The sequence below is a fragment of the Pseudoalteromonas sp. C8 genome, from assembly GCF_011378685.1.
Classification (GTDB): Bacteria; Pseudomonadota; Gammaproteobacteria; order Enterobacterales; family Alteromonadaceae; genus Pseudoalteromonas; species Pseudoalteromonas arctica.
The window spans coordinates 44216-68173 of record NZ_WTKT01000004.1 but is presented as its reverse complement, the minus strand read 5'-3'; the positions used below and the strand labels follow the sequence as shown (position 1 = coordinate 68173).

Annotated in this window: 22 protein-coding genes, 1 tRNA gene and 1 pseudogene; 14 read left to right on the top strand and 10 right to left on the bottom strand. The window is 38.8% G+C overall.

All coding sequences use genetic code 11. The features are described from left to right. Positions 1-75: 75 nt before the first annotated feature. The 6 genes from GQR39_RS05485 (at position 76) to GQR39_RS05460 (ending at position 3397) form a co-directional block, all read left to right on the top strand. On the top strand, positions 76-759 hold the full coding sequence (locus GQR39_RS05485; RefSeq protein ID WP_007582701.1) for a DoxX family protein: 684 nt from the start codon (positions 76-78) through the stop codon (positions 757-759). 130 nt (positions 760-889) lie between these two features. Beyond that, positions 890-1438: an NAD(P)H nitroreductase gene (locus GQR39_RS05480; protein ID WP_024590138.1), complete on the top strand. Its 549-nt coding sequence runs from the start codon at positions 890-892 to the stop codon at positions 1436-1438. Positions 1439-1641: 203 nt separating this feature from the next. Continuing rightward, a complete protein-coding gene (locus tag GQR39_RS05475) occupies positions 1642-2019 on the top strand; it encodes a hypothetical protein (RefSeq protein ID WP_007582705.1) in 378 nt (125 codons plus the stop codon). Between the two features lie 158 nt (positions 2020-2177). Beyond that, a tRNA-Ser gene (locus tag GQR39_RS05470) sits at positions 2178-2268 on the top strand. Positions 2269-2320: 52 nt separating this feature from the next. Next, complete coding sequence (locus tag GQR39_RS05465) at positions 2321-2707, top strand: hypothetical protein (RefSeq protein WP_024590139.1); 387 nt, start codon at positions 2321-2323, stop codon at positions 2705-2707. Between the two features lie 69 nt (positions 2708-2776). After that, a complete protein-coding gene (locus GQR39_RS05460; protein WP_007586200.1) occupies positions 2777-3397 on the top strand; it encodes an FKBP-type peptidyl-prolyl cis-trans isomerase in 621 nt (206 codons plus the stop codon). A 370-nt stretch (positions 3398-3767) separates the two neighbouring features. On the opposite strand, the gene GQR39_RS05455 is transcribed toward GQR39_RS05460, so the two are convergent. Further along, a complete protein-coding gene (locus tag GQR39_RS05455; protein WP_165735008.1) occupies positions 3768-6137 on the bottom strand; it encodes a TonB-dependent receptor in 2370 nt (789 codons plus the stop codon). 215 nt (positions 6138-6352) lie between these two features. Continuing rightward, positions 6353-6742: a YkgJ family cysteine cluster protein gene (locus tag GQR39_RS05450; protein ID WP_024590141.1), complete on the bottom strand. Its 390-nt coding sequence runs from the start codon at positions 6740-6742 to the stop codon at positions 6353-6355. 284 nt (positions 6743-7026) lie between these two features. On the opposite strand from GQR39_RS05450, the gene GQR39_RS05445 reads away from it, so the two are divergent. Both GQR39_RS05445 and GQR39_RS05440 read left to right on the top strand, forming a co-directional pair. After that, on the top strand, positions 7027-7206 hold the full coding sequence (locus tag GQR39_RS05445) for a hypothetical protein (protein ID WP_024592379.1): 180 nt from the start codon (positions 7027-7029) through the stop codon (positions 7204-7206). Positions 7207-7405: 199 nt separating this feature from the next. Beyond that, positions 7406-7834: a hypothetical protein gene (locus GQR39_RS05440; protein ID WP_024590143.1), complete on the top strand. Its 429-nt coding sequence runs from the start codon at positions 7406-7408 to the stop codon at positions 7832-7834. Between the two features lie 136 nt (positions 7835-7970). Here GQR39_RS05440 and GQR39_RS05435 read toward each other — a convergent pair whose 3' ends face one another. The 3 genes from GQR39_RS05435 to GQR39_RS05425 form a co-directional block, all read right to left on the bottom strand. Continuing rightward, positions 7971-8966, bottom strand: coding sequence for an alpha/beta hydrolase (locus GQR39_RS05435; protein WP_165735007.1), 996 nt, complete (start codon positions 8964-8966; stop codon positions 7971-7973). Positions 8967-9130: 164 nt separating this feature from the next. Then, on the bottom strand, positions 9131-9478 hold the full coding sequence (locus GQR39_RS05430) for a hypothetical protein (RefSeq protein ID WP_024590144.1): 348 nt from the start codon (positions 9476-9478) through the stop codon (positions 9131-9133). 53 nt (positions 9479-9531) lie between these two features. Further along, positions 9532-9942, bottom strand: a complete 411-nt coding sequence (locus GQR39_RS05425; RefSeq protein WP_121954991.1) for a hypothetical protein — start codon at positions 9940-9942, stop codon at positions 9532-9534. Between the two features lie 293 nt (positions 9943-10235). Between GQR39_RS05425 and GQR39_RS05420 the strand changes: the two are divergent. Then, positions 10236-10709, top strand: a pseudogene (locus tag GQR39_RS05420) (hypothetical protein). Positions 10710-10736: 27 nt separating this feature from the next. Further along, positions 10737-11324: a DUF1287 domain-containing protein gene (locus GQR39_RS05415; RefSeq protein WP_165735006.1), complete on the top strand. Its 588-nt coding sequence runs from the start codon at positions 10737-10739 to the stop codon at positions 11322-11324. A 34-nt stretch (positions 11325-11358) separates the two neighbouring features. Here GQR39_RS05415 and yfaE read toward each other — a convergent pair whose 3' ends face one another. The 5 genes from yfaE to ubiG all read right to left on the bottom strand — a co-directional run bounded on the left by yfaE (position 11359) and on the right by ubiG (position 17564). Continuing rightward, positions 11359-11631, bottom strand: coding sequence for a class I ribonucleotide reductase maintenance protein YfaE (gene yfaE / locus GQR39_RS05410; RefSeq protein WP_101217320.1), 273 nt, complete (start codon positions 11629-11631; stop codon positions 11359-11361). Further along, positions 11631-12761, bottom strand: a complete 1131-nt coding sequence (gene nrdB / locus GQR39_RS05405) for a class Ia ribonucleoside-diphosphate reductase subunit beta (protein ID WP_007583038.1) — start codon at positions 12759-12761, stop codon at positions 11631-11633. The genes yfaE and nrdB overlap by 1 nt, the downstream gene beginning before the upstream one ends. 65 nt (positions 12762-12826) lie before the next feature. Further along, positions 12827-15109, bottom strand: a complete 2283-nt coding sequence (nrdA, locus tag GQR39_RS05400) for a class 1a ribonucleoside-diphosphate reductase subunit alpha (RefSeq protein WP_010552863.1) — start codon at positions 15107-15109, stop codon at positions 12827-12829. Positions 15110-16173: 1064 nt separating this feature from the next. Further along, positions 16174-16854 (bottom strand): HAD-IA family hydrolase, encoded by a 681-nt coding sequence (locus GQR39_RS05395; protein ID WP_165735005.1) that lies wholly within the window; start codon positions 16852-16854, stop codon positions 16174-16176. Beyond that, positions 16854-17564 carry a bifunctional 2-polyprenyl-6-hydroxyphenol methylase/3-demethylubiquinol 3-O-methyltransferase UbiG gene (ubiG, locus tag GQR39_RS05390; protein ID WP_008171708.1) on the bottom strand — a complete coding sequence of 237 codons (711 nt, stop codon included), beginning with the start codon at positions 17562-17564 and terminating at the stop codon, positions 16854-16856. Before ubiG ends, GQR39_RS05395 begins: the two co-directional genes overlap by 1 nt. A 176-nt stretch (positions 17565-17740) precedes the next feature. On the opposite strand from ubiG, the gene gyrA reads away from it, so the two are divergent. The 4 genes from gyrA (at position 17741) to cmk (ending at position 23938) form a co-directional block, all read left to right on the top strand. After that, positions 17741-20440: a DNA topoisomerase (ATP-hydrolyzing) subunit A gene (gene gyrA, locus GQR39_RS05385; RefSeq protein ID WP_165735004.1), complete on the top strand. Its 2700-nt coding sequence runs from the start codon at positions 17741-17743 to the stop codon at positions 20438-20440. Positions 20441-20761: 321 nt separating this feature from the next. Continuing rightward, positions 20762-21844: a 3-phosphoserine/phosphohydroxythreonine transaminase gene (gene serC, locus GQR39_RS05380; RefSeq protein ID WP_010552860.1), complete on the top strand. Its 1083-nt coding sequence runs from the start codon at positions 20762-20764 to the stop codon at positions 21842-21844. Continuing rightward, the gene (gene aroA / locus GQR39_RS05375) at positions 21844-23121 is read left to right on the top strand and encodes a 3-phosphoshikimate 1-carboxyvinyltransferase (protein WP_010552859.1); all 1278 of its coding nucleotides are present in this window, start codon (positions 21844-21846) and stop codon (positions 23119-23121) included. Before serC ends, aroA begins: the two co-directional genes overlap by 1 nt. A gap of 106 nt (positions 23122-23227) precedes the next feature. Further along, the gene (cmk, locus tag GQR39_RS05370; RefSeq protein ID WP_007583052.1) at positions 23228-23938 is read left to right on the top strand and encodes a (d)CMP kinase; all 711 of its coding nucleotides are present in this window, start codon (positions 23228-23230) and stop codon (positions 23936-23938) included. Positions 23939-23958: the final 20 nt, after the last annotated feature.

The following is a 23958-nucleotide window of genomic DNA, read 5'->3' as shown; positions in this document are numbered from 1 at the left end:
AATAGTTTATTAATTCGTGTGGTCTTTGCTGTTTATAGTCTATAACTTAATAAACATTGAACACACAGGATACGCATGAATAAACTAACCAATCTTTATGATGCAATATTGGGTAAACTATCATTTTTAGATGGTTTACCTGCATTGCTATTTCGCTTGATTTTAGCCCCTGTTATGATCATTGCAGGTTATAACAAACTTGCTATAAGCGGTGAGACAGAAGGTTTCTTTGATAACTTTTTAGCATCTCCAGATGTAGTTCAATGGTTTGGTAATAATGAATGGGGTTTAGGGTTACCGTTTCCTGACTTACTAGCTTTTTTAGCTGGCTGGAGTGAATTTTTAGGAGGTTGGTTTTTATTACTTGGCCTTTTAACTCGCTTGGTCAGTATCCCACTTATGTTCACAATGGTTGTCGCTGCAACCTCAGTGCATTGGCATAATGGTTGGTTTGCAATAGCACCAACTAATCCAGAAACAAGTGCTGCGCAAGTGCTCGATTGGTTATCAATTCCGGGCGCTAAAGAGAGCCTTGAAAACTCACTAGAAGTACAAGACCGAATAGGTAAAATTCGTGGCTTAGTTGAAGAACACGGTTTTCCTGATTATCTATACGAAAAGGGCAAGCCGTCTATTTTAAACAACGGTATAGAATTTTCGGCAATTTATTTTGCTATGCTTCTTAGCTTGTTTTTTATGGGCGGTGGGCGTTTTGTTAGTATAGATTACTGGTTAAGGCGAAATATTGTAAAAGAATAACGTATTTAATCTACTTTACTAACGACCGCATAGCTTAACCCTTTGCGGCCGTTTTGCATTTTAATTTCTCGGTATTTATTTTTTAAGGGTTTAAATGTTACTCTAGCGTTTTGAATTTTGAGGAATCGTTATGAACGCTATCGAGCTTTTACTTACCCGCCAATCAGACTCTAAACTAACAGAGCCGGGCCCTACGCCTGAGCAGCTCGACATAATTAAGCAAGCAGCATTACGTGTTCCTGATCATGGCTGTATAGCACCGTGGCAGTTCATTGTTGCTCAAGGTGATGCACGCAATAAACTGGGTGAAATTTACCATCAAAGTGCAGTGGCAGAGCAACAAGAAGAAAAAGTAATTAACCGTGCTAAAGAGCTTCCCCTTCGTGCGCCTATGATTGTAATAGCAATTGCTAAATATCAAGAACACCCAAAAGTTCCTCGAATAGAACAAGTACAAAGCGCAGGCTGTAGTGTATTAGCGATGCAACAAGCTGCATTTGCCCAAGGGTTAGGCGGTGTTTGGCGCACAGGCTACTTTGCACAAAGTAGCGCGGTTAAAAAAGCGCTTAACTTACATGAGCAAGATGAAATAGTAGGGTATTTATATATAGGTACACCCGAAGTCGATTGTAAAAAGTCGCCTCGCCATAAGCCAGAACACTATTTTAGTAATTTGTGAAATAGTATGAACTTTGCGCAACTTACATAGTCATAATTCATTAAGGTTACAAAGAGTATTATTTAAAAGTTAATGACTTGGCTGTAAGAAGCGCTTGGAAGCACTAAATTTACTAAATCTTCTTCAGTTTGTTTTTTAATCGGTTGTTTTTTGATACATTATGGAAAGTCTTAATAAAAATAACGATAAAGAAGACGAAAACTATGGGAAATTTATTTTTACGTGAAAAAGAGAATTGGCTAGCATGGTCAATTTGGGGAATCATTGGTGCTTTTGTAACACTGTATGTTGCAATGAGCACAAATGCATCACATTTTATAGCCGGTTCAGCGATGGGTATGCTTGTGTTGTTAACATGGTGGATGCACCAGTCCAAACGTTTCGACTTTGGGCGTGCATTTAAAGTATGTTGCTACGTTTTATCGCTTAGTGTGCTACCAGCTTTTATGTTTGTTGTAGTACCAAGTGATGATTTAAATCGATTCGATTTAATTTTTCAAGGCGTTACCTTTACCGCACTGAGTATATTGGCTTGTTTAATCTGCTCTTGGATTGCACGTAGACCTAAACAATATTATTAATGTGTTTAACTTTAGTCCATTAACTACACTTTTATTAAAGTGAAGAGCTTAACAAAAGAACAAAGTGGGTCTATTTTATCCAATATGTTAATATTTTATATTAATTTCTATTTAGCTCTTTACAAGTTATGTATTTAGCCATATTATTCGCGCCGTGCGGAGAGATGGCAGAGTGGTCGAATGCACCGGTCTTGAAAACCGGCATGGGTTTATAGCCCATCTAGGGTTCAAATCCCTATCTCTCCACCATTATTTAAAAAAACCGCCTTATGGGCGGTTTTTTGCTTTGTGGAGTTTCTAAATGACTAAAGCAACAAACCTACCAACCTCGCAGAAATTAATAAAACATCTTTTATTATGGACTGTATTTGGTTACTGCTATCAAAGTGCTATTAGCTTATTAGTAAAAATGGCTATAGATGCTCAACCAGAGTATCCATTAATTACCGGTTTAATTTATGGTGTTGGTTTTAATGTTTTAGCTGCCCATCTTATTACCAAATACGATAAGCATTGGCCAGTTATTGGCTCTGTTTTTATTGGTTGTATAGGGCTGCTTGTAGTGCCATTTTTACTGTTTGGTGAATCAGGATTACTAACAATGCCTCTACTTGTTGGAATTTTATTCAGTTTGCCGCTTTGTAGTTATATTGTTGGCCTAATTAAGCTAAAACTCAGCAAAAACTAGCCCCAAACGCGGTTTATTTTGTGATAGCATAGTCGCGTCTTTTAACTAACAAAACGTGAAAAACACATTATGTCAGATAATTTTACTACAGATGCTGAAAAAGCAAGTTACGGTATTGGCTTACAAATGGGTGAGCAACTTAAGTCTAATCCTTTTGAAGGCTTAAACCTAAATTCAGTATTTGAAGGCATGAAAGATGCGTACGCTGGTAGCGCATTTCAAGTTGAGATCCCTGAGATCCAAGCTGCATTTGAAAAAATAAACGAAGAGATTCAAGCTCGTCGTGAAGAAGAGTCTAAAGTACTTTCTGCAGAAGGTATTTCATTCTTAGAAGAAAACGCAAAACGTCCTGAAATCACAGTAACTGAGTCTGGTCTTCAATACGAAGTACTAGCAACTGGCGAAGGCGAAAAGCCAACAGCTGAGTCTACAGTACGTGTTGATTACCACGGTACACTTATTAATGGTACTGTGTTTGATAGCTCATACGAGCGCGGTCAACCAGCTGAATTTCCAGTTGGTGGCGTGATCAAAGGCTGGACTGAAGCATTACAAATGATGCCTGTAGGTACTAAATGGCGTATCTACGTTCCTCATGAGCTTGCTTATGGTGAACGTGGCGCAGGTGCTGCAATCGCACCTTTCTCAACGCTTGTATTTGATGTTGAGCTACACGAAATCATTTCTTAAATTAAATAAATTTTAATTTAAGAATTTAAAAAGCCGTATTCAACTTGAATACGGCTTTTTTGTGTTTGTAATTTAAGAGTTTTATACCAATTAGCTTAATTAAGTGATCTGTTTTTCGCTAAGAAAATTGTGTCGATAACAGGGCAAAAATTTCGTTGTTTAGTTTTTACCACTAATTGCTCTTGCATTGCTCTACTTCCTGCATCCATGCAGTCGTATATCAGAAATTCTTAACGCAGTTAGCATCAGGTTTAATCCTTCAAATCGATTAAGTATAACTGCGTGTTGATATTATATATTCTAAAAATAAAAAAACCGCATTAATAAAATGCGGTTTGTAAATATATAAACTAAAAACTATTTTTAATTATTAAAAATAACCACGAACACCAAAGCGGAAGTTTCTGCCTGGTAGTGGGGCTTTATCTTTAATAAATGAGCTATGCACAAAGCCTAACTCATCAGTAATGTTATCCACGTTTATATAAAGCTGTGCATCTACACTGCCTAAACCTAATTGGTAATTAGCTTGTGCATCAAATAACGTATAGCCGTCTGTTTTTGTTTCAAATGCAGTTACATCGTTTTGATCAAAGTAATGAGTACCCGTCAGTGTTAGTTGTAAGTCACCTAAATCGTACTGTAACTCAGAGCCTAATTTATTGGCAGGGATACGCGGTAAGTTGCCTTCGTCGTCTTTTAGTTTTGCACGGGTTGAGTCACCAAATACTTTAACCATAGCGCTTGGGGTTACTTGGTAATGTGCGTCAAACTCAATTCCATAAAGCTCTGCGTCTTTACTTGTAAACTGATAAACCGCAACAGCATCGTCATGTGCACCAATAGCTGATTCTAAACCATCTTCTTCATCGTAAACTAAACCCGTATTTTCTTGGAAATAAAAGTTTTTAATATCGTTATAGAAAAAGTTAACGGTGTAACCAAAGTCTCCGCTAAAACGTCTAAAGCTTAAATCTAGGTTTGTTGAGGTTTCTTGCTTAATATTTTCTGGCTCAAAATGCGCTTCATTATCTTCAATGTTGTAACCAAGGCCTAGCTCGTAAGTGCCAGTTGCAATGTGTAAACCGTTTGATAAAAGCTCTGCCGAAAGTGGTGCTCGTTCTGAATGAGAAATACTTGTCGCAATACTATGACCCGGCTTGTATTGCCAAATGGCACCGGCAGAGGCGCTTAAATTGGTAAAGCTTCTATTGTATCCAATAGTTTCTTCGTCGCTATGATCTATTTCTACTTCATCGTGGCTATGTTCGTGTGCCGTGATTTTGCTTTCAATTTTGTAATCTTCTACACGTGCACCAAGCTCTATTGTCACGTCGCCAAATTCACGCTCTTCTAGTAAATATAATGCGTTAGTTGTAGTTACACTCGCGGGTGTAAATGCTTCTTCACCAATTGCATCGTAGTCAGAATCGCTGTAGTGATAGCCCATCATTCCGTGCCAATCAGCAAACTTATGCTCTACATTTAAACGTGCTTCAGTCGTTTTATTTTTAAAAGTAGTACCAATTTCGCCATCTTCAATTTCGCTGTGTGAATAATCTGTATAGCCAACACGTAGGTTGATGGTTTCAATCCAGTTATTATGAAGAGCGTAACTTACAAGCCCTTGCCAGCGGTCTTGCTCTAAATGTGCGTAAACTGGCTCTTCAGCAGCTTCATCTTCATGTTCTGCATGCTCTTCTTCAGTTTCACCTTCGTGATCGTGATGATGCTCATGCCCAGGAATACCGTAATCAGTATCAATGCTACCGTAAGAAAAACCAATCGTTAAGTGATCGCCAACATAGCTGGTACCAAAGTTGAGTGTTTCGCTATCAATAAAAGTATTTTCTACCGAGCTTTCGGTTTCAACATCGCCATCATCGTCGGCAATAGTAAAGGTCGGTGTTTGGTAATCATCGCCGCTGCGCTTAGTACCATCAAAATGAAAGTTAAAGCCTTCATTACCTGTTTCAAGTTTTGCTGCTACGGTGTTTGAATTTGACACCGTATCGTGGCTGTATTCAGCAGCGCCTGTAAGCTCGTCGATATTGCTAGTAGGAATACGGTTATCAACCACGTTTACAACGCCACCAATTGCACCAGAGCCATAAAGTAGGGTACTTGGACCGCGCAACACTTCAATTTGCTCTGCCGCTAGGCTGTCGCTTGATGTCGCGTGGTCTGGGCCAATTCGCGACGCATCGCTGGCATCTAATCCATTTTGTGTGATTTTAACGCGAGGGCCATCTAAACCACGTATAATTGGGCTTGATGATACAGGGCCAAAGTAACTTGCATTTACGCCTGGTAAACCTTTAAGAGTTTCGCCAAGTGTTGGTTTAGATTTATTTCTTAATTCATCACCTGAGAGCACACTTACTGGCGATATCATTTCTAGGCTGTTCTTATGAAGTGCAGAGGCATAAACAACCACTGTTTCAACCGATGTTGGTTTAAGTGACACAGACAGATTATTTGAAGATTCGGTAACAGCAATACGAGAGTCTATGTAGTTGTCTTTACTAATATGTAATTGGCTGTTTGCATCTATATCGATAGCAAACTCGCCTAAATCATTACTTTTAACGCTTTGGTTTTTGCCATGCACATGGATAGAGGCATTTTTAATTGGTTGATTTTTGTCATCCATTACTTTGCCAGTAACAGTTGCAGCCAAAGCTGATTGAGAACATAAAACAGAAAAAATAGCAGAGGAGATTAATGTTAACTTTGTCATGGATATATTGGTTCGTGGTTATTATGTTGTGATATAATATAACACCGCAAAATTAACGAATCAACAATGTTATAGTATAACTTTGTATTTTGCGATGAATAATCTAAAAATGACGATTAAGCCAATATTATAAAAATTCAAATAATAGGTTTGTGAATAGGAAACTTATCTATTTGACCGAAGAACTCATAGCGCTAGCCGGTAAATCTATGTATTTAATAGCGGCTATCTATCATTATCGCATCTAGTTTATGCTGCGCTCTTGTCTGATTTGTTATATCTACAGATTCAATCATTTCGCATTCGTCGCGGATCATCTCTGAAATAAGACTAGGGTAGTGGCGGCAGTCTTCTGGGCGGTCGAGGTAAATACTGCAGGTGTACATGTTTTTAGCGAGAGGATCTTTTTTAGGCGCAATTTCTAAAAATGGGCACACTTGAAGTCTTAAGCCTGTTTTTGGGTCAAACCAAATTTCGTTGTTTTTAACGTATTCATAAATTTCGGGGTTAAAAAGCTCCCATAAATCTATTTCTTCTTTTGTTGCGCTTAAATCGCCGCCGCCATATTTAATACAGCATTTACCACACTGGTTGCATTCTTTCATAATTGGCTAATTTAGTTGGCTGTTAACGAATTTAAGTTAGTTATTAGTGTAGCACCAAATTTATTATTAACGCTCTACTGAATTTACCCATCCTTTAATTTTTGGGTGTGTAAACAATAGTTAGATACAATAACTATTGTTAAAACCCCTTGTTACATTTTATATAGTACAGGCTTTATTTAATGGTTTACTCTAAAGGTAGCGAAAAATGTTACAAACCCCGCTTGAGCAACTGTGTGATTGTTAAATGTTGCTGAGCGCGGATACCTAAGCAGGGCGTTATTATGAAAGAGGCTGTCACTAAGTTAAAAACAGAATTTAATGCAAAGTTATTGTATTGGAACAATCTTAAAAGTAGCAAAGCTAAAGCGGCAATCATCCTATTATTTTTAGTTGTCATTGCACTTAAAGTGTTTACGACCATTTTTACGTTGGATTGGGTTGCAAGTTTATTCAGTGTGTAAGTTTACCAAGAGTAATTTCGATAAAGTTTAATTGCAGTGTGTTTAACGCCTACGCGATGTTCATTATTAATGTATTATTACGCTATACACCAAATTAAATAAATCAGTTGTTTAAATACGTTTTATAATGACTGTAATGATACATTTTAGCTAAATTGAGTGAGTAAATGAGTTTAGCTGCATTAAAGGATAACCAGTGATGATGAATACAAAAATATACAAAGCGGTACACGACCTTGCAGAAGATTTAATGGCGGCGGCTAACAAAAATAACCGTGAAAAGTTTGAGTCGTTATTTGCTCAATTAAAAGCTATTTGTATTGAAAACGAAAACACCTCAAAAGATCACCCTGTACAATGGGAAACCTTAGCTGATTTTACCGAAGAGTTAGAAGAGGCAATTACTACTTACGAAAAAGCATTAGAAAAGTCGATTGCGATTAATAACAAAGATCACATGTCGTCGGTTTCTTTTTCAATGGCTACATTACAGCTTGAGCTTGGACAAAAAGATGAAGCTATTAAAAACCTTCAAAATGCTAAAGTCAGCGCCAATAAAATTGAAGACAAAGAGCTTAAAGCTGAAATACACGACCTACTAGAGTCGCTTATTGAAGAAGAAGGTTAAATACATAAAAGCATAACTTATCCATATTAAATGTGATTTTTGTGGATTTAGCTTGAGCTTAATAAAGCGCTGATGGTTTATACCCTCAGCGCTTTTTTATGTTTGCTATAAATACTAAACCAAAAGAAAAGGCTTACTATTGAGCTAGCTTATTCATAAAATCGACAATGTACTTTGCAATTTCTACTGGTTTTTCTTCAACGCTAAAGTGCCCTGAATCGAGTAAATGCAGTTCAGCGTTCGGTATATCTTTTAAGTATGCTTTAGCGCCTGCGGCTATAAACGCAGGGTCGTTTTTACCCCATACAATTAACGTTGGTGGTTGGTACTTGCGTAAATAAGCTTGCCACTTTGGATAGTCGAGAAGGTTGTTGTAGTAATCTTGTAGCAATTGCACCTGAATTAATCTATCGGATTTGGTTTGTAAAAAGTGAAGATCGTGCGTCCAGCTATCTGGGCTCATCACTTCTGGGTTACTTTGTACGTCTCGTAAATACTGCTTATTAATAATGGCTTGCTCGGATGTGAACGAATAAATTTTATCACTCTGCGCTTTTGAACTATCTTCATTCGCGGCTTTAAAAAATGCTTGCCTCGGTAGGGTTAGCCCCTCTAAATACGCATTACCATTTTGTACAATAAGTGCATCAAGTTTATTAGGATTATTTAACAACATTCTAAAGCCTACAGGTGCTCCAAAGTCTTGTATATATAGGCTGTAGCGCTTTACTTTAAGCGTTGTTAGTAACCCTTCAACGTATTGAGCTAGTAATTCAAAAGTATATTTTTGAGTTTCTGGGTTTGGGCGTTCGCTGTATCCTGAGCCTAAATAATCGGGTGCAATTACATGATAACGACCTGATAAAAGCGGGATCAATTCTCGGTAGCTGTGTGAAGACGACGGATAGCCATGTAAAAGCACAATGGTTTGCTTATGCTGGATGCCAGCTTCTCGGTAAAATATCTTTTTACCGTTTACATTTGCATATTTGTAAGCGGTTTTTGAAGGCCATACAGCATCAGCGGCATATACCTGAGCGGTAAGCGTAGACATTGAAACTAGTAAAAACACAATAAAAGAGACGATGTGAGCAGGTTTTACTTTAAGATTTTTTTGTATATCTGGGTGCATAAGTAAACTCGTTATTTTTGGTAATGACGCTTTATTAATTTACCAGACCCGTTATTTACACAATTGTATTCAGATAATAACGTTGTAGTTTCACAGCAAAGAAGTGTACAGCAGGAGTAAGTGCAGCTTTGGACCTTACAAGATACTTATGAGCCAACAGTGGGCTAGGGCGTTAGCTCTTTATTGGCCGCTTTTTTGTATTTGAAATAGCTTATTAAATAAACGGCTATTGGAATCGTTGGGCTTAAAAATATGTGAGGATGAAAATAGATACCACGTTCGTCATATAGAAACACATATAACACGACCGCAAACGTTGAAGGTAAGGGGAAGATGATTGCGCCGTGCCCAACAGCAGCAAATAGTGTCCACGAGAAAACACTAGGCCAAAGCACTGCTCTGATGTAAGCACCTTTATTAGTCGCTTTAGCCTTTTTAGCGTAATTACGTGAAACAAAATAAGATATTACCGTTGGAAACAAAGTTAAAATGATACTTAGCAGTATAAGCATAGTGATTCAATTCCTTTTGATATTATTTGCATAACCCAGTTTTTCACAATGTGTTAATTGGTTTGAGTTAATACCGTTTTTAAAGCAACAATTTGCTTAATTTCATCAGCTGTTAATGCTTTATATAACCTAGGATAGGGCCAACTATAGCCCCATCTGAAAGTCGATGGTATATAAGGGCTGCCACCAAATCGAACTCCAGCAAGCATAAGGTTCGCTATACTCGTTTCGCCGGCTTCAATAACACACTGTTGCAAGGCTTTATCTGCTTCTAAACGTTGCCAATAAGTGCCACCTTGCCAGTAGGCGTAGTCATGCGCTTTACAACATGCAAGCCACAACTTTTTATCTTTTGTCGTGCCGTCCGGAAAAGCACTACAGCCATCTGATGTGAACGGTTTTATATTTTCAGCATTTGCTGTATTACTTAATATGACAAGTAAGACAATGGGACTGAAACGCATTATTTTCATGCGAAAGAGTGTATTAGTAAAATTATATATGATTTTAAGTGTTACTGTTTTAGTTACAAATAATAACACTTTAAAAAGTATAAAAAAGGTTTTTACTGTTTATAGACTGGTTATGCTTATATGATAATTTTGATTTAGAGCTTTTTGTTTAGATACTCTATGCGTTCTATTTTCTTCGCTAGTTGCGAGGTGTTAATACTAAAAGTGCTGGTTAAAAAACTTACTACAATATTAGATTAAGGTTTACACATGGTGTGTTGCATTTGTACTTTAGGAGAGGAGCTGTGCTAGAACAAATAGAAAATTGGATTGACGCTACAAATTTAAAATACAGTAGTCAAAAAGTGAGTTGTGATAAATTCAGTAATGAATTTTATGGGTTTTATCCTACCGAGCGTTTTAAAAAACGCGTATTACGTTGTTGTAGACCAAATACCAAAGCCAGACTTTGCGGGTCTGCGAGAAATGGGCCTAGGTGATTTTGTCGATATGGACGCGGCGGGTATAACGTATAAATATACTTATTATATACTTCCCCACGTCGCTACTAATTTAAGGGTCCATTTTCATGAACTTGTTCATGTTGCGCAGTGGCTTGAGCTTGGCGCTAACGCATTTATGCTTCGTTACATTAGTGAAATTCAACGAGAGGGATATCACCATGCTCCGCTCGAAAAGATGGCATACCCGCTTGATGATCAATTTGCTAGTCGTGGTAAAAAATAGATGTGCCAAAATATGTAACTCATACTCTGTAATTAGCGCAGAATTTTAAAGGAATTTATATGAACAAAACGTTAGGATGCTTTTTTACTTTAATGTGTATTGATGCACAAGCTGTAACGTTTGAAGAAGGTATAGTATCAGCCTTACTCGAGCGAACAAAACACAATATTACCTACGATGGGGCTTATCACTCAATTGCTTACCCAGGTGGTGATGTGCCTAAAAATATTGGGGTATGTACCGACGTTATAATCAGAAGTTACAGAAAGTTAGGCATCGATTTACAGAAACTCGTGCATGAAGACATGCAAAATAACTTTACACTGTATCCATCTAAACGTATTTGGGGTTTAAGTAAGCCTGATAAAAATATAGACCACCGACGTGTTCCAAATTTACAAGCTTACTTTGAGCGCCATGCAAACGTATTAAGTAAATCCAACAAAGTGAGTGATTATAAAACCGGCGATATAGTAACGTGGATGTTACCAGGTAATTTACCTCATATATGCATGGTGATTAATGAATCATCTCAAGATACAGGTAATCCGCTTATTGTGCATAATATTGGGCGTGGGCCGCAAAAAAGTGACATGCTTTTTGATTACAAAATTACAGGGCATTACCGGTTTGTTCCACAGTATTGATGCGCTTAATAAACGGTATATGTAAGTATTAATTTTATTTCAGATTAATACTTACATTGCCATTGGGTTTACAGCAGCACAACAATATTTCGCCTTCGCGCACAAACGCAAGTGGCTCTTCGTTGTACTCAACGTTACCTGATACTAACGTTGCCCTACAAGCGCCGCAGTAGCCTTCGCGGCATTGGAATGCAACGTCTATTTTCATGGATTCTAAGCAGTGTAAAAGAGAAGGGCAGCCAGCGGTAAATTCTATACACTGGCTGTTTTCTGCAAGCGTTATGCTTGCAGTAGACTTGTCACTCATTATAAATCAAAATCACCAAATTCTGATGCATCAACTTGAGAGTCTATTTGACCAACAAGGTATGAGCTAATTTCTGCTTCTTGCGGTGCCACTTGCACATTATCAGACACTAACCACGAGTTTATCCATGGGATAGGGTTACTGTTATTTTCAAACTGTGCTGGCAAGCCAATGGCAGTCATACGTGCATTAGTAATGTATTCAACGTACTGACATAAAATATGCTTATTTAAGCCAATCATTGAACCATCTTTAAATAAATACTCAGCCCACTCTTTTTCTTGCTCTGCAGCATCAACAAACATTTTAATCGCTTCGTCGCGGCACTGAGCTGCAACAATCGCCATTTCTGGGTCATCTTTACCGTCTTGCATAATGTTTAAAATATGCTGAGTACCCGAAAGGTGAAGTGCTTCATCGCGCGCAATAAGTTTGATGATTTTAGCGTTACCTTCCATTAGCTCACGCTCAGCAAACGCAAACGAACATGCAAAGCTTACGTAAAAGCGAATCGCTTCAAGAATATTTACCGACATCATAGCCAGGTAAAGTTTCTTTTTAAGCTCAAACAAATTCACGATAACAGTTTTACCGTTAATCTCGTGTTTGCCTTCACCATATAAATTGTAAAGCGATACAGAGTTGATTAAGTCGTCGTAGTATTTAGTTACGGCATCGGCACGTTCGCTAATTTTATCGTTGCTAACAATGTCATCAAAAATAAGTTCAGGTGCTTGTGTTACGTTACGGATAATATGCGTGTATGAGCGGCTGTGAATTGTTTCACTAAATGCCCATGTTTCTATCCATGTTTCAAGCTCTGGTAGCGATACAATTGGAAGTAGGGCAACGTTTGGCGAACGACCTTGCACACTATCAAGTAGAGTTTGGTATTTGAGGTTACTTAAAAATATATGCTTTTCGTGATCGGGTAACGCTTGAAAGTCTAAACGGTCTTTACTTACATCTACTTCCTCAGGACGCCAAAAGAAAGATAGTTGCTTCTCGATTAATTTTTCAAAAATTGGGTATTTTTGTTGGTCGTAACGAGATACGTTTACAGTTTGGCCAAAAAACATTGGCTCTTGCATTTGGTTATTATGGTTTCGGCTAAAAGTAGTATAAGACATGTTTATCACTCAAAAAACTATCAGAAAAAGCGGGCTAAATGCCCGCTTAAAATAAAAATCAGCAGTTATATTTTACACGCGCCGCCTTCACAATCATCATCTTCCACTTCTGGAGTATCTTCTTGCATATCTGAGGCACCATCACGAGTATTGTGGTAGTACAAGGTTTTAACACCTAGTTTGTACGCGCTTAGTAAGTCTTTTAATAAGACTTGCATAGGTACTTTACCGCCTTCGAACTTGTTTGGATCATAATTTGTATTTGCAGAAATTGTTTGGTCTACAAATTTTTGCATTATACCAACAAGCTGCAAGTAACCATCGTTTGATGGAATGTCCCACAGTAGCTCGTATTGATCTTTTAAACGTTCATACTCAGGAACAACTTGCTTTAAAATACCGTCTTTACTTGCTTTAACGCTAATATGTCCACGTGGTGGCTCAATACCATTTGTTGCATTAGAGATTTGCGACGATGTTTCTGATGGCATTAACGCACTTAGTGTTGAGTTACGCATACCGTGCTCTTTAATATTTGCACGTAGTGTATCCCAATCAAGATGAAGTGGCTCATCACAAATTTTATCTAAATCACGTTTGTACGTATCTGTTGGCATAATGCCTTGTGAATACGTTGTTTCGTTAAACTTAGGACAGGCACCACGCTCTTTAGCAAGCTCGTTTGATGCTTTCATCAAGTAGTATTGAATCGCTTCAAATGTTTTATGAGTCAGTGCATTTGCGCTGCCATCTGAATAACGCTTACCGTTTTTAGCTAGGTAGTATGCGTAGTTAATCACACCTATACCTAACGTTCGACGACCCATAGTTGCATTTTTAGCAGCCGGTACTGGGTAGTCTTGGAAATCAAGTAAGTTATCAAGTGCGCGTACTGCAAGTTCAGCTAGCTCTTCAAGCTCATCAAGTGATTCTATTGCACCTAAGTTAAACGCAGACAGTGTACAAAGGGCAATTTCGCCTTCTTCGTCATTTACGTTATTAAGTGGCTTAGTTGGCAATGCAATTTCTAAACATAAGTTAGATTGGCGAATAGGCGCAACTTTAGCAATGAACGGGCTATGTGTATTACAGTGGTCCACATTTTGTAAATAAATACGACCTGTACTTGCACGCTCTTGCGCAAACATAGAGAAAAGCTCAATCGCTTTAATGCGTTTTTTACGAATCGATTCGTCTTGTTCGTATTTTACGTAAAGCGCGTCAAACTCAGCTTGGTCTTCAAAAAATGCATCGTAAAGACCAGGCACATCTGATGGGCTAAATAACGTAATGTAGTCGTCTTTAATTAAACGAGAGTACATTAGTTTATTAAATTGTACGCCGTAATCTAGGTGACGAACGCGGTTGTCGTCCACACCACGGTTATTTTTAAGTACAAGTAGGTTCTCTACTTCTAAATGCCAAAGCGGGTAGAACAATGTTGCAGCGCCGCCACGTACACCACCTTGCGAACAACTTTTAACAGCTGTTTGAAAGTGCTTATAAAAAGGAATACAACCTGTGTGGTACGCTTCGCCGTTACGAATATGGCTACCTAGCGCACGAATTCGACCAGCATTAATACCAATACCTGCGCGTTGTGAAACGTATTTAACAATAGCTGACGACGTTGCATTGATTGAATCAAGGCTATCGCCACATTCAATTAATACACACGAGCTAAACTGGCGAGTAGGTGTACGTACACCCGACATAATTGGCGTTGGTAGAGATATTTTAAATAACGATACTGCGTCGTAAAAGCGCTTAATGTAAGAAACGCGTGTTTCACGTGGGTAGTCAGAGAATAAGCTCGCTGCTACTAAAATATATAAAAACTGTGCACTTTCGTAGATTTCACCCGATACACGGTTTTGAACGAGATACTTACCTTCAAGCTGTTTTACAGCCGCGTAGCTAAAGTTAAGATCGCGAGAATGATCAAGATATGCATCAAGCTCGTCTAATTCTTGCTCTGTGTAATCTACTAATAAGTGAGCATCGTAGCGTTTATCGCCAACCATTTTTGTTACGTGGTCAAATAAACGTGGTGGCTCAAATTGACCATACGCTTTTTTACGTAAATGGAATACAGCTAAACGTGCCGCTAAGTATTGATAATCAGGCGATTCTTTCGAAATCTGATCCGCTGCTGCTTTAATGATGGTTTCGTGAATGTCTTTAGTACGAATACCGTCGTAAAACTGAATGTGCGATTTTAATTCAACTTGCGAAACCGAAACGTTGCTTAAACCTTCGGCGGCCCATTCAATAACGCGATGGATCTTATCCAGATCAAGAGGCTCTTTGCGCCCGTCACGTTTGCTTACAGATAACTGTTGGTTCATTTGCCTGTATTCCTTGGGAATTATGTATTTTGACCAATGCTTTATGCCTCGCCGAAGCAAGGTACATAATCATTTATTATAGGTTTCACCGTATTGGCGAATTTAATTGAATAACATTTGGCCACAATATCTGGTGTTGTTCAATTTAGAGATCACAAGATAGTGTGGTCTGAGTTGTTTTGCAAGGGACATAATTGCCCCTGTTTGTGGATAACTTTGGGATAACGCATTTGTGTTAGTAGACACTCACCTTCGAACAATCATTTAAGTTGAAATATGCAAAAATCAACTAATGATCTGCTAAATTTACTCATTTTAAAAATAAATTTTGACTGCTTTTTTTATCGGCAAGCTTTGTGTGAAAACTAACACAATCACAATATATAGTGTTTAATAATTAACATAGCACTATATATGGATTCAGTGGACTATCTAAGTGAGTTGTTTAGTGTTCATAGTTGAACGCTTTTATAAATAAAAAGCATAATTAGAGGGAACATATAGAAATGGGCTAAAAGATAGCCCATTTAAATTTATACAAAGAGCATGCTGCTCAGTGTAATAATTTTAAAAATACCTATTATTACACTTTCTGATATTTCTATAGATAAACTGAACTTCAATTTTAGTTATCCTAAATCTGAGTTAGCCACTTGCTGAGAATATAAGAATAAGTTACGCTCAAACTTCCAAACTTGGGCACTTTCTTAAAACTCGAGCAAGTGTCTTTGCTAACATCATATTCAAAATTTGAGTATGATGTTAGCCCCTCCACTTAATTGAAATATCAATCCCATCAAAGTGTTAATAAAACTCTAATGTGGTCTGAGTTGTTTTGCAAGGGACATAATTGCCCCTATTTGTGGATAACTTCGGTATAGCGTATTTGTGTTAGTAGACGCTCACACTTAAACGACCACTCAACCAAAGGCGTTCAAAAAGTAAACTAAATTCTGCTAAATTTACGCATTTTAAAAATAAATTCTGACTGCTTTTTTTATCAGCAAACTTTGCGTGAAAACTAATGAAATAACAATATATAGTGTTTATAAATTAACATAGCACTATATATGGTTAAAACCATCAATTGGGCTTTGCCAGTTAAAATCAGCATTCCAGCTGTTTGCTTCATCAATACTTGGTATGTAACCCCAAAGAGCCGTTGCGGTAAGCATACCTGCCGCTTTGCCTGCTTGTATGTCTCGCTGTGCATCACCAATGTATAAACAGCGCTTTGGTTCTACTTGCATGAGCTTTGCACAATGCAGCAGTGGTAAAGGTGATGGCTTAGCTTCAGTTAAGGTGTCGCCACTTATTATTACACTGGCATTTTTTAATGCGGGAATAGCTGCCACTAAAGGATCGGTTAAAAACCCTGGTTTATTAGTCATGATCCCCCATTTGATTTTTTTCTGATCAAGGGCGATAAGTAACGATTCAACTCCGCTGAAGCAACGTGTGTGATTTGCTATGTTTGTGGCGTACTCGTCAACTAATTGCTTTATAAGCTCGCTTTGGGGTTGTTTAGCCCATAATTCTTTAAAACCAGCCTCTAATAATGCGCCTGCGCCGTTAGATGCGGCAGGACGGTATATATCACTACTAACAGGTTCTATTTTATTGCTAATAAGGACTGCGTTTAAAGCGGCACCTAAATCATCAGCGGTGTCGAGTAGGGTGCCGTCTAAATCAAATAAAAATGCATCGTACTCAATAAGGGGTAGGGGGGCTTGAGAGTTAGCCATTAAGCTAACTTCTCAAAATAAAGTATGTAATTTACGCTAACGTCACTATTGAGCGTATATTGCTTTGATAGTGGGTTATAAGAAAGCCCTGTACTTGCACGAACTTTTAAACCGGCTTGCTCTGCCCATGCAATAAGCTGTGCAGGCTTTATAAACTTTTTATGGTCGTGTGTACCTTCAGGCACCATTTTTAAGAGTTTTTCAGCGCCAACAATCGCGTATAAATATGCTTTAGGTGTTTTGTTCAGGGTTGAAAAAAACACGTCCGCGCCTGGTTTGGCAAGTGCAGCTACAGCATGAATGATAGATGCTGGGTCGGGAACGTGCTCAAGCATTTCCATACACGTTATTACATCAAAGCGCTCAGGGTACTGTGTTGCAAACTCTTCTGCAGGCACTTTTATATAATCTACATTTACGCCAGTTTCTAAACTGTGCAACTTAGCAACGGTTAGAGGCTCTTGGCCCATATCGATGCCAGTTACTTTTGCACCCATACGCGCCATGCTTTGGCTTAAAATACCGCCGCCACAGCCAACGTCGAGTGTTTCTTTATCGAATAAGCCTTGCGTTTTGTTTGCTATAAAGTCTAAACGTAACGGGTTAATTTCGTGAAGAGGTTTGAATTCTCCGTCTAGGTCCCACCAACGCTCAGCGATGGCTTCAAATTTTGCTATTTCTGCGTGATCTACATTTTGATGTTCGGTCATAAAATACTTCCTCGTCAATCTGAGGCCATTATATAGGGCTAAATTGATAAATCGCAAAGTTTTGCGCCTGTAAATTAAAATTAATTGTGATAGCATGGCTGTTAGAAATAATAACAATACTCTTAATACCCAATACCGGGTTGTTGAGAGCTGATACTGAAGGAATGTGATATCAAATGACTGATCTCGCCAATGAAATTCTGCCAGTCAATATTGAAGACGAGTTAAAAAACTCCTACTTAGATTACGCAATGAGCGTAATAGTAGGACGTGCATTACCAGACGTACGTGACGGCTTAAAACCTGTTCATCGCCGCGTTTTGTTTGCAATGAACGAGCTTAGTAATGACTGGAACAAGCCTTACAAAAAATCGGCCCGTGTGGTCGGTGACGTAATCGGTAAATACCATCCACACGGCGACAGTGCAGTTTATGACACGATAGTTCGTATGGCTCAGCCATTCTCACTACGTTATATGCTTGTAGATGGCCAAGGTAACTTCGGTTCGGTTGATGGTGATTCAGCAGCGGCAATGCGTTATACAGAAGTACGTATGGCAAAAATGTCGCATGAGTTATTAGCCGATCTTGAAAAAGAAACGGTTGATTTCGTTCCTAACTACGACGGTACTGAGTTCATCCCTGACGTGTTACCTACGAAAGTCCCTAATTTATTAGTGAATGGTTCGTCGGGTATTGCAGTAGGTATGGCTACAAATATACCACCACATAACTTAACTGAAGTTGTGAACGGTTGTTTGGCACTTATTCAAAATCCTGATTTAACTATTTTAGAGTTAATGGATTATATTCCTGGTCCTGATTTCCCAACGGCTGCAATTATCAACGGTAAAAAAGGCATTGAACAAGCCTATTTAACTGGCCGTGGTAAAGTGTACATGCGTGCACGCGCCGACGTCGAAACCGATGAAAAAACAGGCCGTGAAACAATCATCGTTCACGAAATTCCTTATCAAGTTAATAAAGCCCGTTTAATTGAAAAAATTGCAGAGCTTGTTAAAGATAAGAAAATTGAAGGTATTAGTGCACTACGTGATGAATCAGATAAAGACGGTATGCGTATCGTTATTGAAATTAAACGTGGTGATGTAGGCGAAGTTATTTTAAATAACTTGTATTCACAAACTCAGCTACAAACTGTGTTTGGTATGAATATGGTTGCATTAATTAACAACCAACCTAAGTGTTTTAATCTAAAAGAAATGCTTGAAGAGTTTATTATTCACCGCCGTGAAGTAGTAACTCGTCGTACCGTGTTTGATTTACGCAAAGCGCGTGACCGTGCTCATACGCTTGAAGGTTTAGCAATTGCGCTTGCAAACATTGACCCAATTATCGAGCTTATTCGTAGATCACCTACACCTGCTGAAGCTAAAATTGCTTTAACTGCACGTCCGTGGGAATTAGGTCATGTACAAGGTATGCTTGAAAAAGCAGGCGAAGATAATGTAGCCCGTCCAGATTGGCTTGCTGATGATTTAGGTATTCGCGACGGTCAATACTATATTTCTGAGCAACAAGCTCAAGCAATTCTAGATTTGCGTTTACACAAGCTTACTGGTCTTGAACACGAAAAAATCTTAACTGAATATCAAGCGTTGTTAGAGTTAATTGCTGAGCTACTTTATATTTTGGCAACACCTGAGCGTTTAATGGAAGTTATTCGTGACGAACTAGTTGAAATTAAAGCGCAGTATGGCGACGAACGTCGTACTGAGATTAATGCAGCGGCTCACGATATCAGCCTTGAAGACTTAATTACCGAAGAAAACGTTGTTGTAACGCTTTCTCACGAAGGGTATGTGAAGTATCAGGCATTGTCTGATTACGAAGCACAGCGTCGTGGTGGTAAAGGTAAGTCAGCAACGAAGATGAAAGATGAAGATTTCATTGAACGTCTGTTAGTTGCAAATACACACGATACTATTTTATGTTTCTCTACGGCCGGTCGTTTATATTGGCTTAAAGTGTATCAGTTACCACTAGCAAGTCGTGCAGCGCGCGGTAAGCCAATTGTTAACTTGTTACCACTTGAAGCTGATGAACGTATAACTGCTATATTGCCAGTACGCGAGTACGCAGAAGATAAATATATCTTTATGGCAACTGCATTCGGTACAGTTAAGAAAACACCATTAACGGCTTACAGTCGTCAACGTGCAAGCGGTATTATTGCTGTTAACTTAAATGATGGCGATAGCTTGATTGGTGTTGATATTACCGATGGTAGCAACGAAATTATGTTGTTCACTGATGCAGGTAAAGTTGTACGCTTCAAAGAAGCTGAAGAAACAACAGTTGTTGATGAAAACGGCAACCCAGTATTAGACGAAGAAGGTAACCCTGAGATTCGCTTCAAAGGTGTTCGCCCAATGGGTCGTACTGCTACAGGTGTTCGTGGTATTAAAATGCCAGACGAGCAACGCGTAGTATCGTTAATTGTACCAAAAACTGACGGTGCCATTCTAACGGTAACTGAAAATGGTTACGGTAAGCGTACACAACTTGAAGATTACCCATCTAAGAGCCGCGCAACACAAGGTGTTGTATCAATTAAGGTGAGTGAACGTAACGGTGCTGTTGTTGGTGCTGTGCAAGTTGATGACAACGATGAAATAATGATTATTTCGAATCGTGGTACCTTAGTACGAACTCGCGTTAATGAAGTTTCAACGGTTGGACGTAACACACAAGGTGTTATTTTGATCAGAACTATTGACGGAGAGCAAGTAGTTGGTTTACAACGTATAGAAGAGATTGAAGTTACAGAAAGTGACTTAATTGATATTGAAGACGTTGAAACAGTAGATACGGTTATTGATGAAGTAGCGGATGATAATCCTCCTTCAGAATAATTGATATTGAAAAAGCGGCCTTGGCCGCTTTTTTTAATGTTGTTGAAAAAAATTAATAGGGTGTGAAATTATACTCATACCAATTCGCTTAATTAAGAGATCTATTTTGAGGGTGGAAAAACGTGTTGATAGCTAGGCAAAAAATTCGCTATTTAGTTGTTCTAAATGAGAATTGTTTAACGCAAGTAGCGACACGTTTAGCCCCGCAAAATGATTAAGTATTATTGCGGATTGGTATTATTCATTAAATTTTAAAGGTTTAGCGGATTGGTATTAAATGTTCATGCTTAGTAGTTAAATTACTGGAATGAGGCAAAGGTAATGAGTAAATATAATTTTTGTGCGGGGCCAGCTATGCTTCCGCAAGCGGTTATGAAAAAAGCGCAAAAAGAGTTTCTAGATTGGCAAGACCTAGGTGTGTCTGTGATGGAGATTAGCCATCGCAGTAAAGAGTTTTTAGCGCTTACAGCTAAATGTGAAGCTAGCCTTCGTCGCCTAATGAATATTAGTGATGAATTTGAAGTGCTGTTTATGCATGGTGGTGGTCGTGGCCAGTTTAGTGCTGTGCCATTAAACTTACACCAAGAAGGCAAAACAGCGTTTTATTGTGAGAATGGCGTTTGGTCGAAAAGCGCCAGAGATGAAGCGAATAAGTTTACTCAAACGTCTTTTACGGATGTCCGTAATGATGCTGATGGTGAGTTTTCAATTAAAGACGTTGCTGACTGGGAATTACCAGAAGACGCTGCGTACATCCACTATTGCCCTAATGAAACTGTCGATGGCTTAGAGATTTTTGATGTACCAAGCCACCCAACAGCTCCGATTATTGCTGATATGTCTTCAACTATTTTATCGCGTGAGATAGACGTTAATAAATTTGATTTGATTTACGCTGGTGCGCAAAAAAATATCGGTCCATCGGGCATATCAATTGTTATTGTTCGTAAAACATTACTTGAGCGCGAAGGTTTGCCAAAGCCCGGTATTTTAGATTACGCACTTGAAGCAAAGCAGGGCAGTATGTTTAATACCCCACCTACCTTTGCTTGGTATTTAGCGGCTGAAGTATTTGAATGGCTTGAAAGCAATGGTGGGGTAAAAGCCATGGAAGCACAAAATATTGCTAAAGCAAATTTACTGTATGATTTTATCGATAACTCAGATTTTTATTCAAATATAGTCGCTAAACATTGCCGCTCACGCATGAATGTTCCATTTTGGTTAAACGATGAAAGCTTAAATAGCAAATTTGTTGCTCAATCAAACGAGGCCGGTTTACTTGCACTTGAAGGTCACAGAATTGTGGGCGGTATGCGCGCAAGTATTTATAACGCTATGCCTCTTGAAGGTGTTCAAGCACTTGTAGATTTTATGGCTGCATTTGCAAAGGAGCACAGCTAATGGAGCAGCTCCGTTTAGAACCTATTTCTAAAGTAAATGGCACGGTAACCCTACCAGGTTCAAAGAGTCTATCGAACAGAATTTTATTATTAGCAGCACTGGCAAACGGTACCACCGTTGTAGAGAACTTACTTGATAGTGACGATATACGCCATATGCTGGGTGCTTTAAAGTTATTGGGTGTAAATGTAACTTTAAATGATGAACACACTGTAGCGACCGTAGAGGGAGTTGGTGGTGTGTTTAATACACCTACTGAGCCCTTGTTTTTAGGTAATGCGGGTACTGCTTACAGACCTTTAACGGCTGTACTTGCTGCCGTTGCTGGTGAGTATGAGCTAATAGGCGAGCCACGTATGGAAGAGCGTCCGATAGGGCACTTAGTTGATGCTCTACAAGCGCTTGGTGGTGATGTTACTTATACAAAACACAAAGACTATCCACCACTTAAAATTGTAGGTGGTCAAATAAAAGGTGGTGAGGTTGAAATTGACGGTAGTATTTCAAGTCAATTTTTAACGGCTCTATTAATGGCAGCGCCATTATTTAGCGGTGATACAACGATAACTATTAAAGGTACTTTAGTATCTAAACCTTATATTGATATTACGCTTGATGTAATGGCACGTTTTGGTGTTAGTGTTGAACACAGTGATTATGCAACTTTTAAAGTTAAAGGTGGTCAACAGTATCAATCACTCGATCGAATTATGGTTGAAGGCGATGCATCTTCTGCTTCTTACTTTGTTGCTGCGGCTGCAATTGCTGGCGGCGAGATTGAAATTAAAGGCGTGGGTGCTAAATCAGTTCAAGGTGATATAGGCTTTGCTAAAGTAATGGAGCAAGTAGGCGCAAAAATCGATTGGTATGATGAACGTTTAGTTGTTCGCAAAGGCGAATTAAAAGGCGTAGATATTGACGCTAATGCAATTCCTGATGCTGCTATGACCCTTGCAACTGTTGCTCTTTTCGCTAAAGGCCCAACTGCCATTCGTAACATTTATAACTGGCGAGTAAAAGAAACAGACCGTTTATATGCGATGGCAACTGAGCTTAGAAAAGTAGGTGCAGAAGTGGTAGAAGGGCATGACTTTATAGAAATTACACCGCCTAAACACTTCAACGATGTAGCAATAGACACTTACGACGATCACCGTATAGCCATGTGTTTTGCAATGGTTGCCGTTGGTGGAAAGCCAATAACGATTAATGATCCAAAGTGTACCTATAAAACATTTCCTACATTTTTCAATGTTTTAGCGTCAGTCAGTGAATAAGCTAATTAGAAGTAATTACAAAAGTTACACACTAATAGCAGATATATTTTAATAACTGACGTATAATGTCGCGGTTTATTTAGGTGTGCATTGCAGGAGGTTTTAAATGCAGGCGTTATTAATGCCCGTGATCACCGTTGATGGCCCAAGTGGTTCAGGTAAAGGAACTGTTTGTCGCTTGTTAGCCGACAAGTTAGGGTGGGATGTATTAGATAGCGGTGCGATTTATCGCGTTTTATCTTTAGCTGCACTTCATCACCAAATTGCATTAGACAATGAAGAAGGGCTTGTCCCTCTTGCTGCAAATTTAGATGTGCAGTTTTTGGTAGATAGCCAAACTAATGCAGGAAAAGTTATTTTAGAAGGCGAAGATGTAACTACTACTATTCGTAATGAAGAAGTAGGCGCTGCAGCATCAAAAGTTGCAGCATTACCTCGCGTTCGTGAAGCGTTATTACGTCGCCAGCGTGCATTTCGCACTGAAAACGGCTTAATTGCCGATGGCCGTGATATGGGCACTGTGGTTTTTCAAGATGCGCCGTTAAAAATATATTTAACAGCAAGTGCAGAAGAGCGTGCTCGTAGACGCTTTGTTGAGTTGAATACGCGCGGTCTTGATGTTACACTAAGTGGTCTATTACAGGACATTCAAGCTCGTGACGAGCGCGATATGAATCGTGCCGTTGCTCCGCTTGTACCTGCAGATGATGCTATTGAGCTTGATACTAGCGAACTCAATGCACAGCAAGTGTTTGATAAGGTAATAACTTTATTAGATATTGCAATCTCTGAAGGTAAGCTTCCTAAACGAAGCTAAAACACATTTTATGCGCCAGC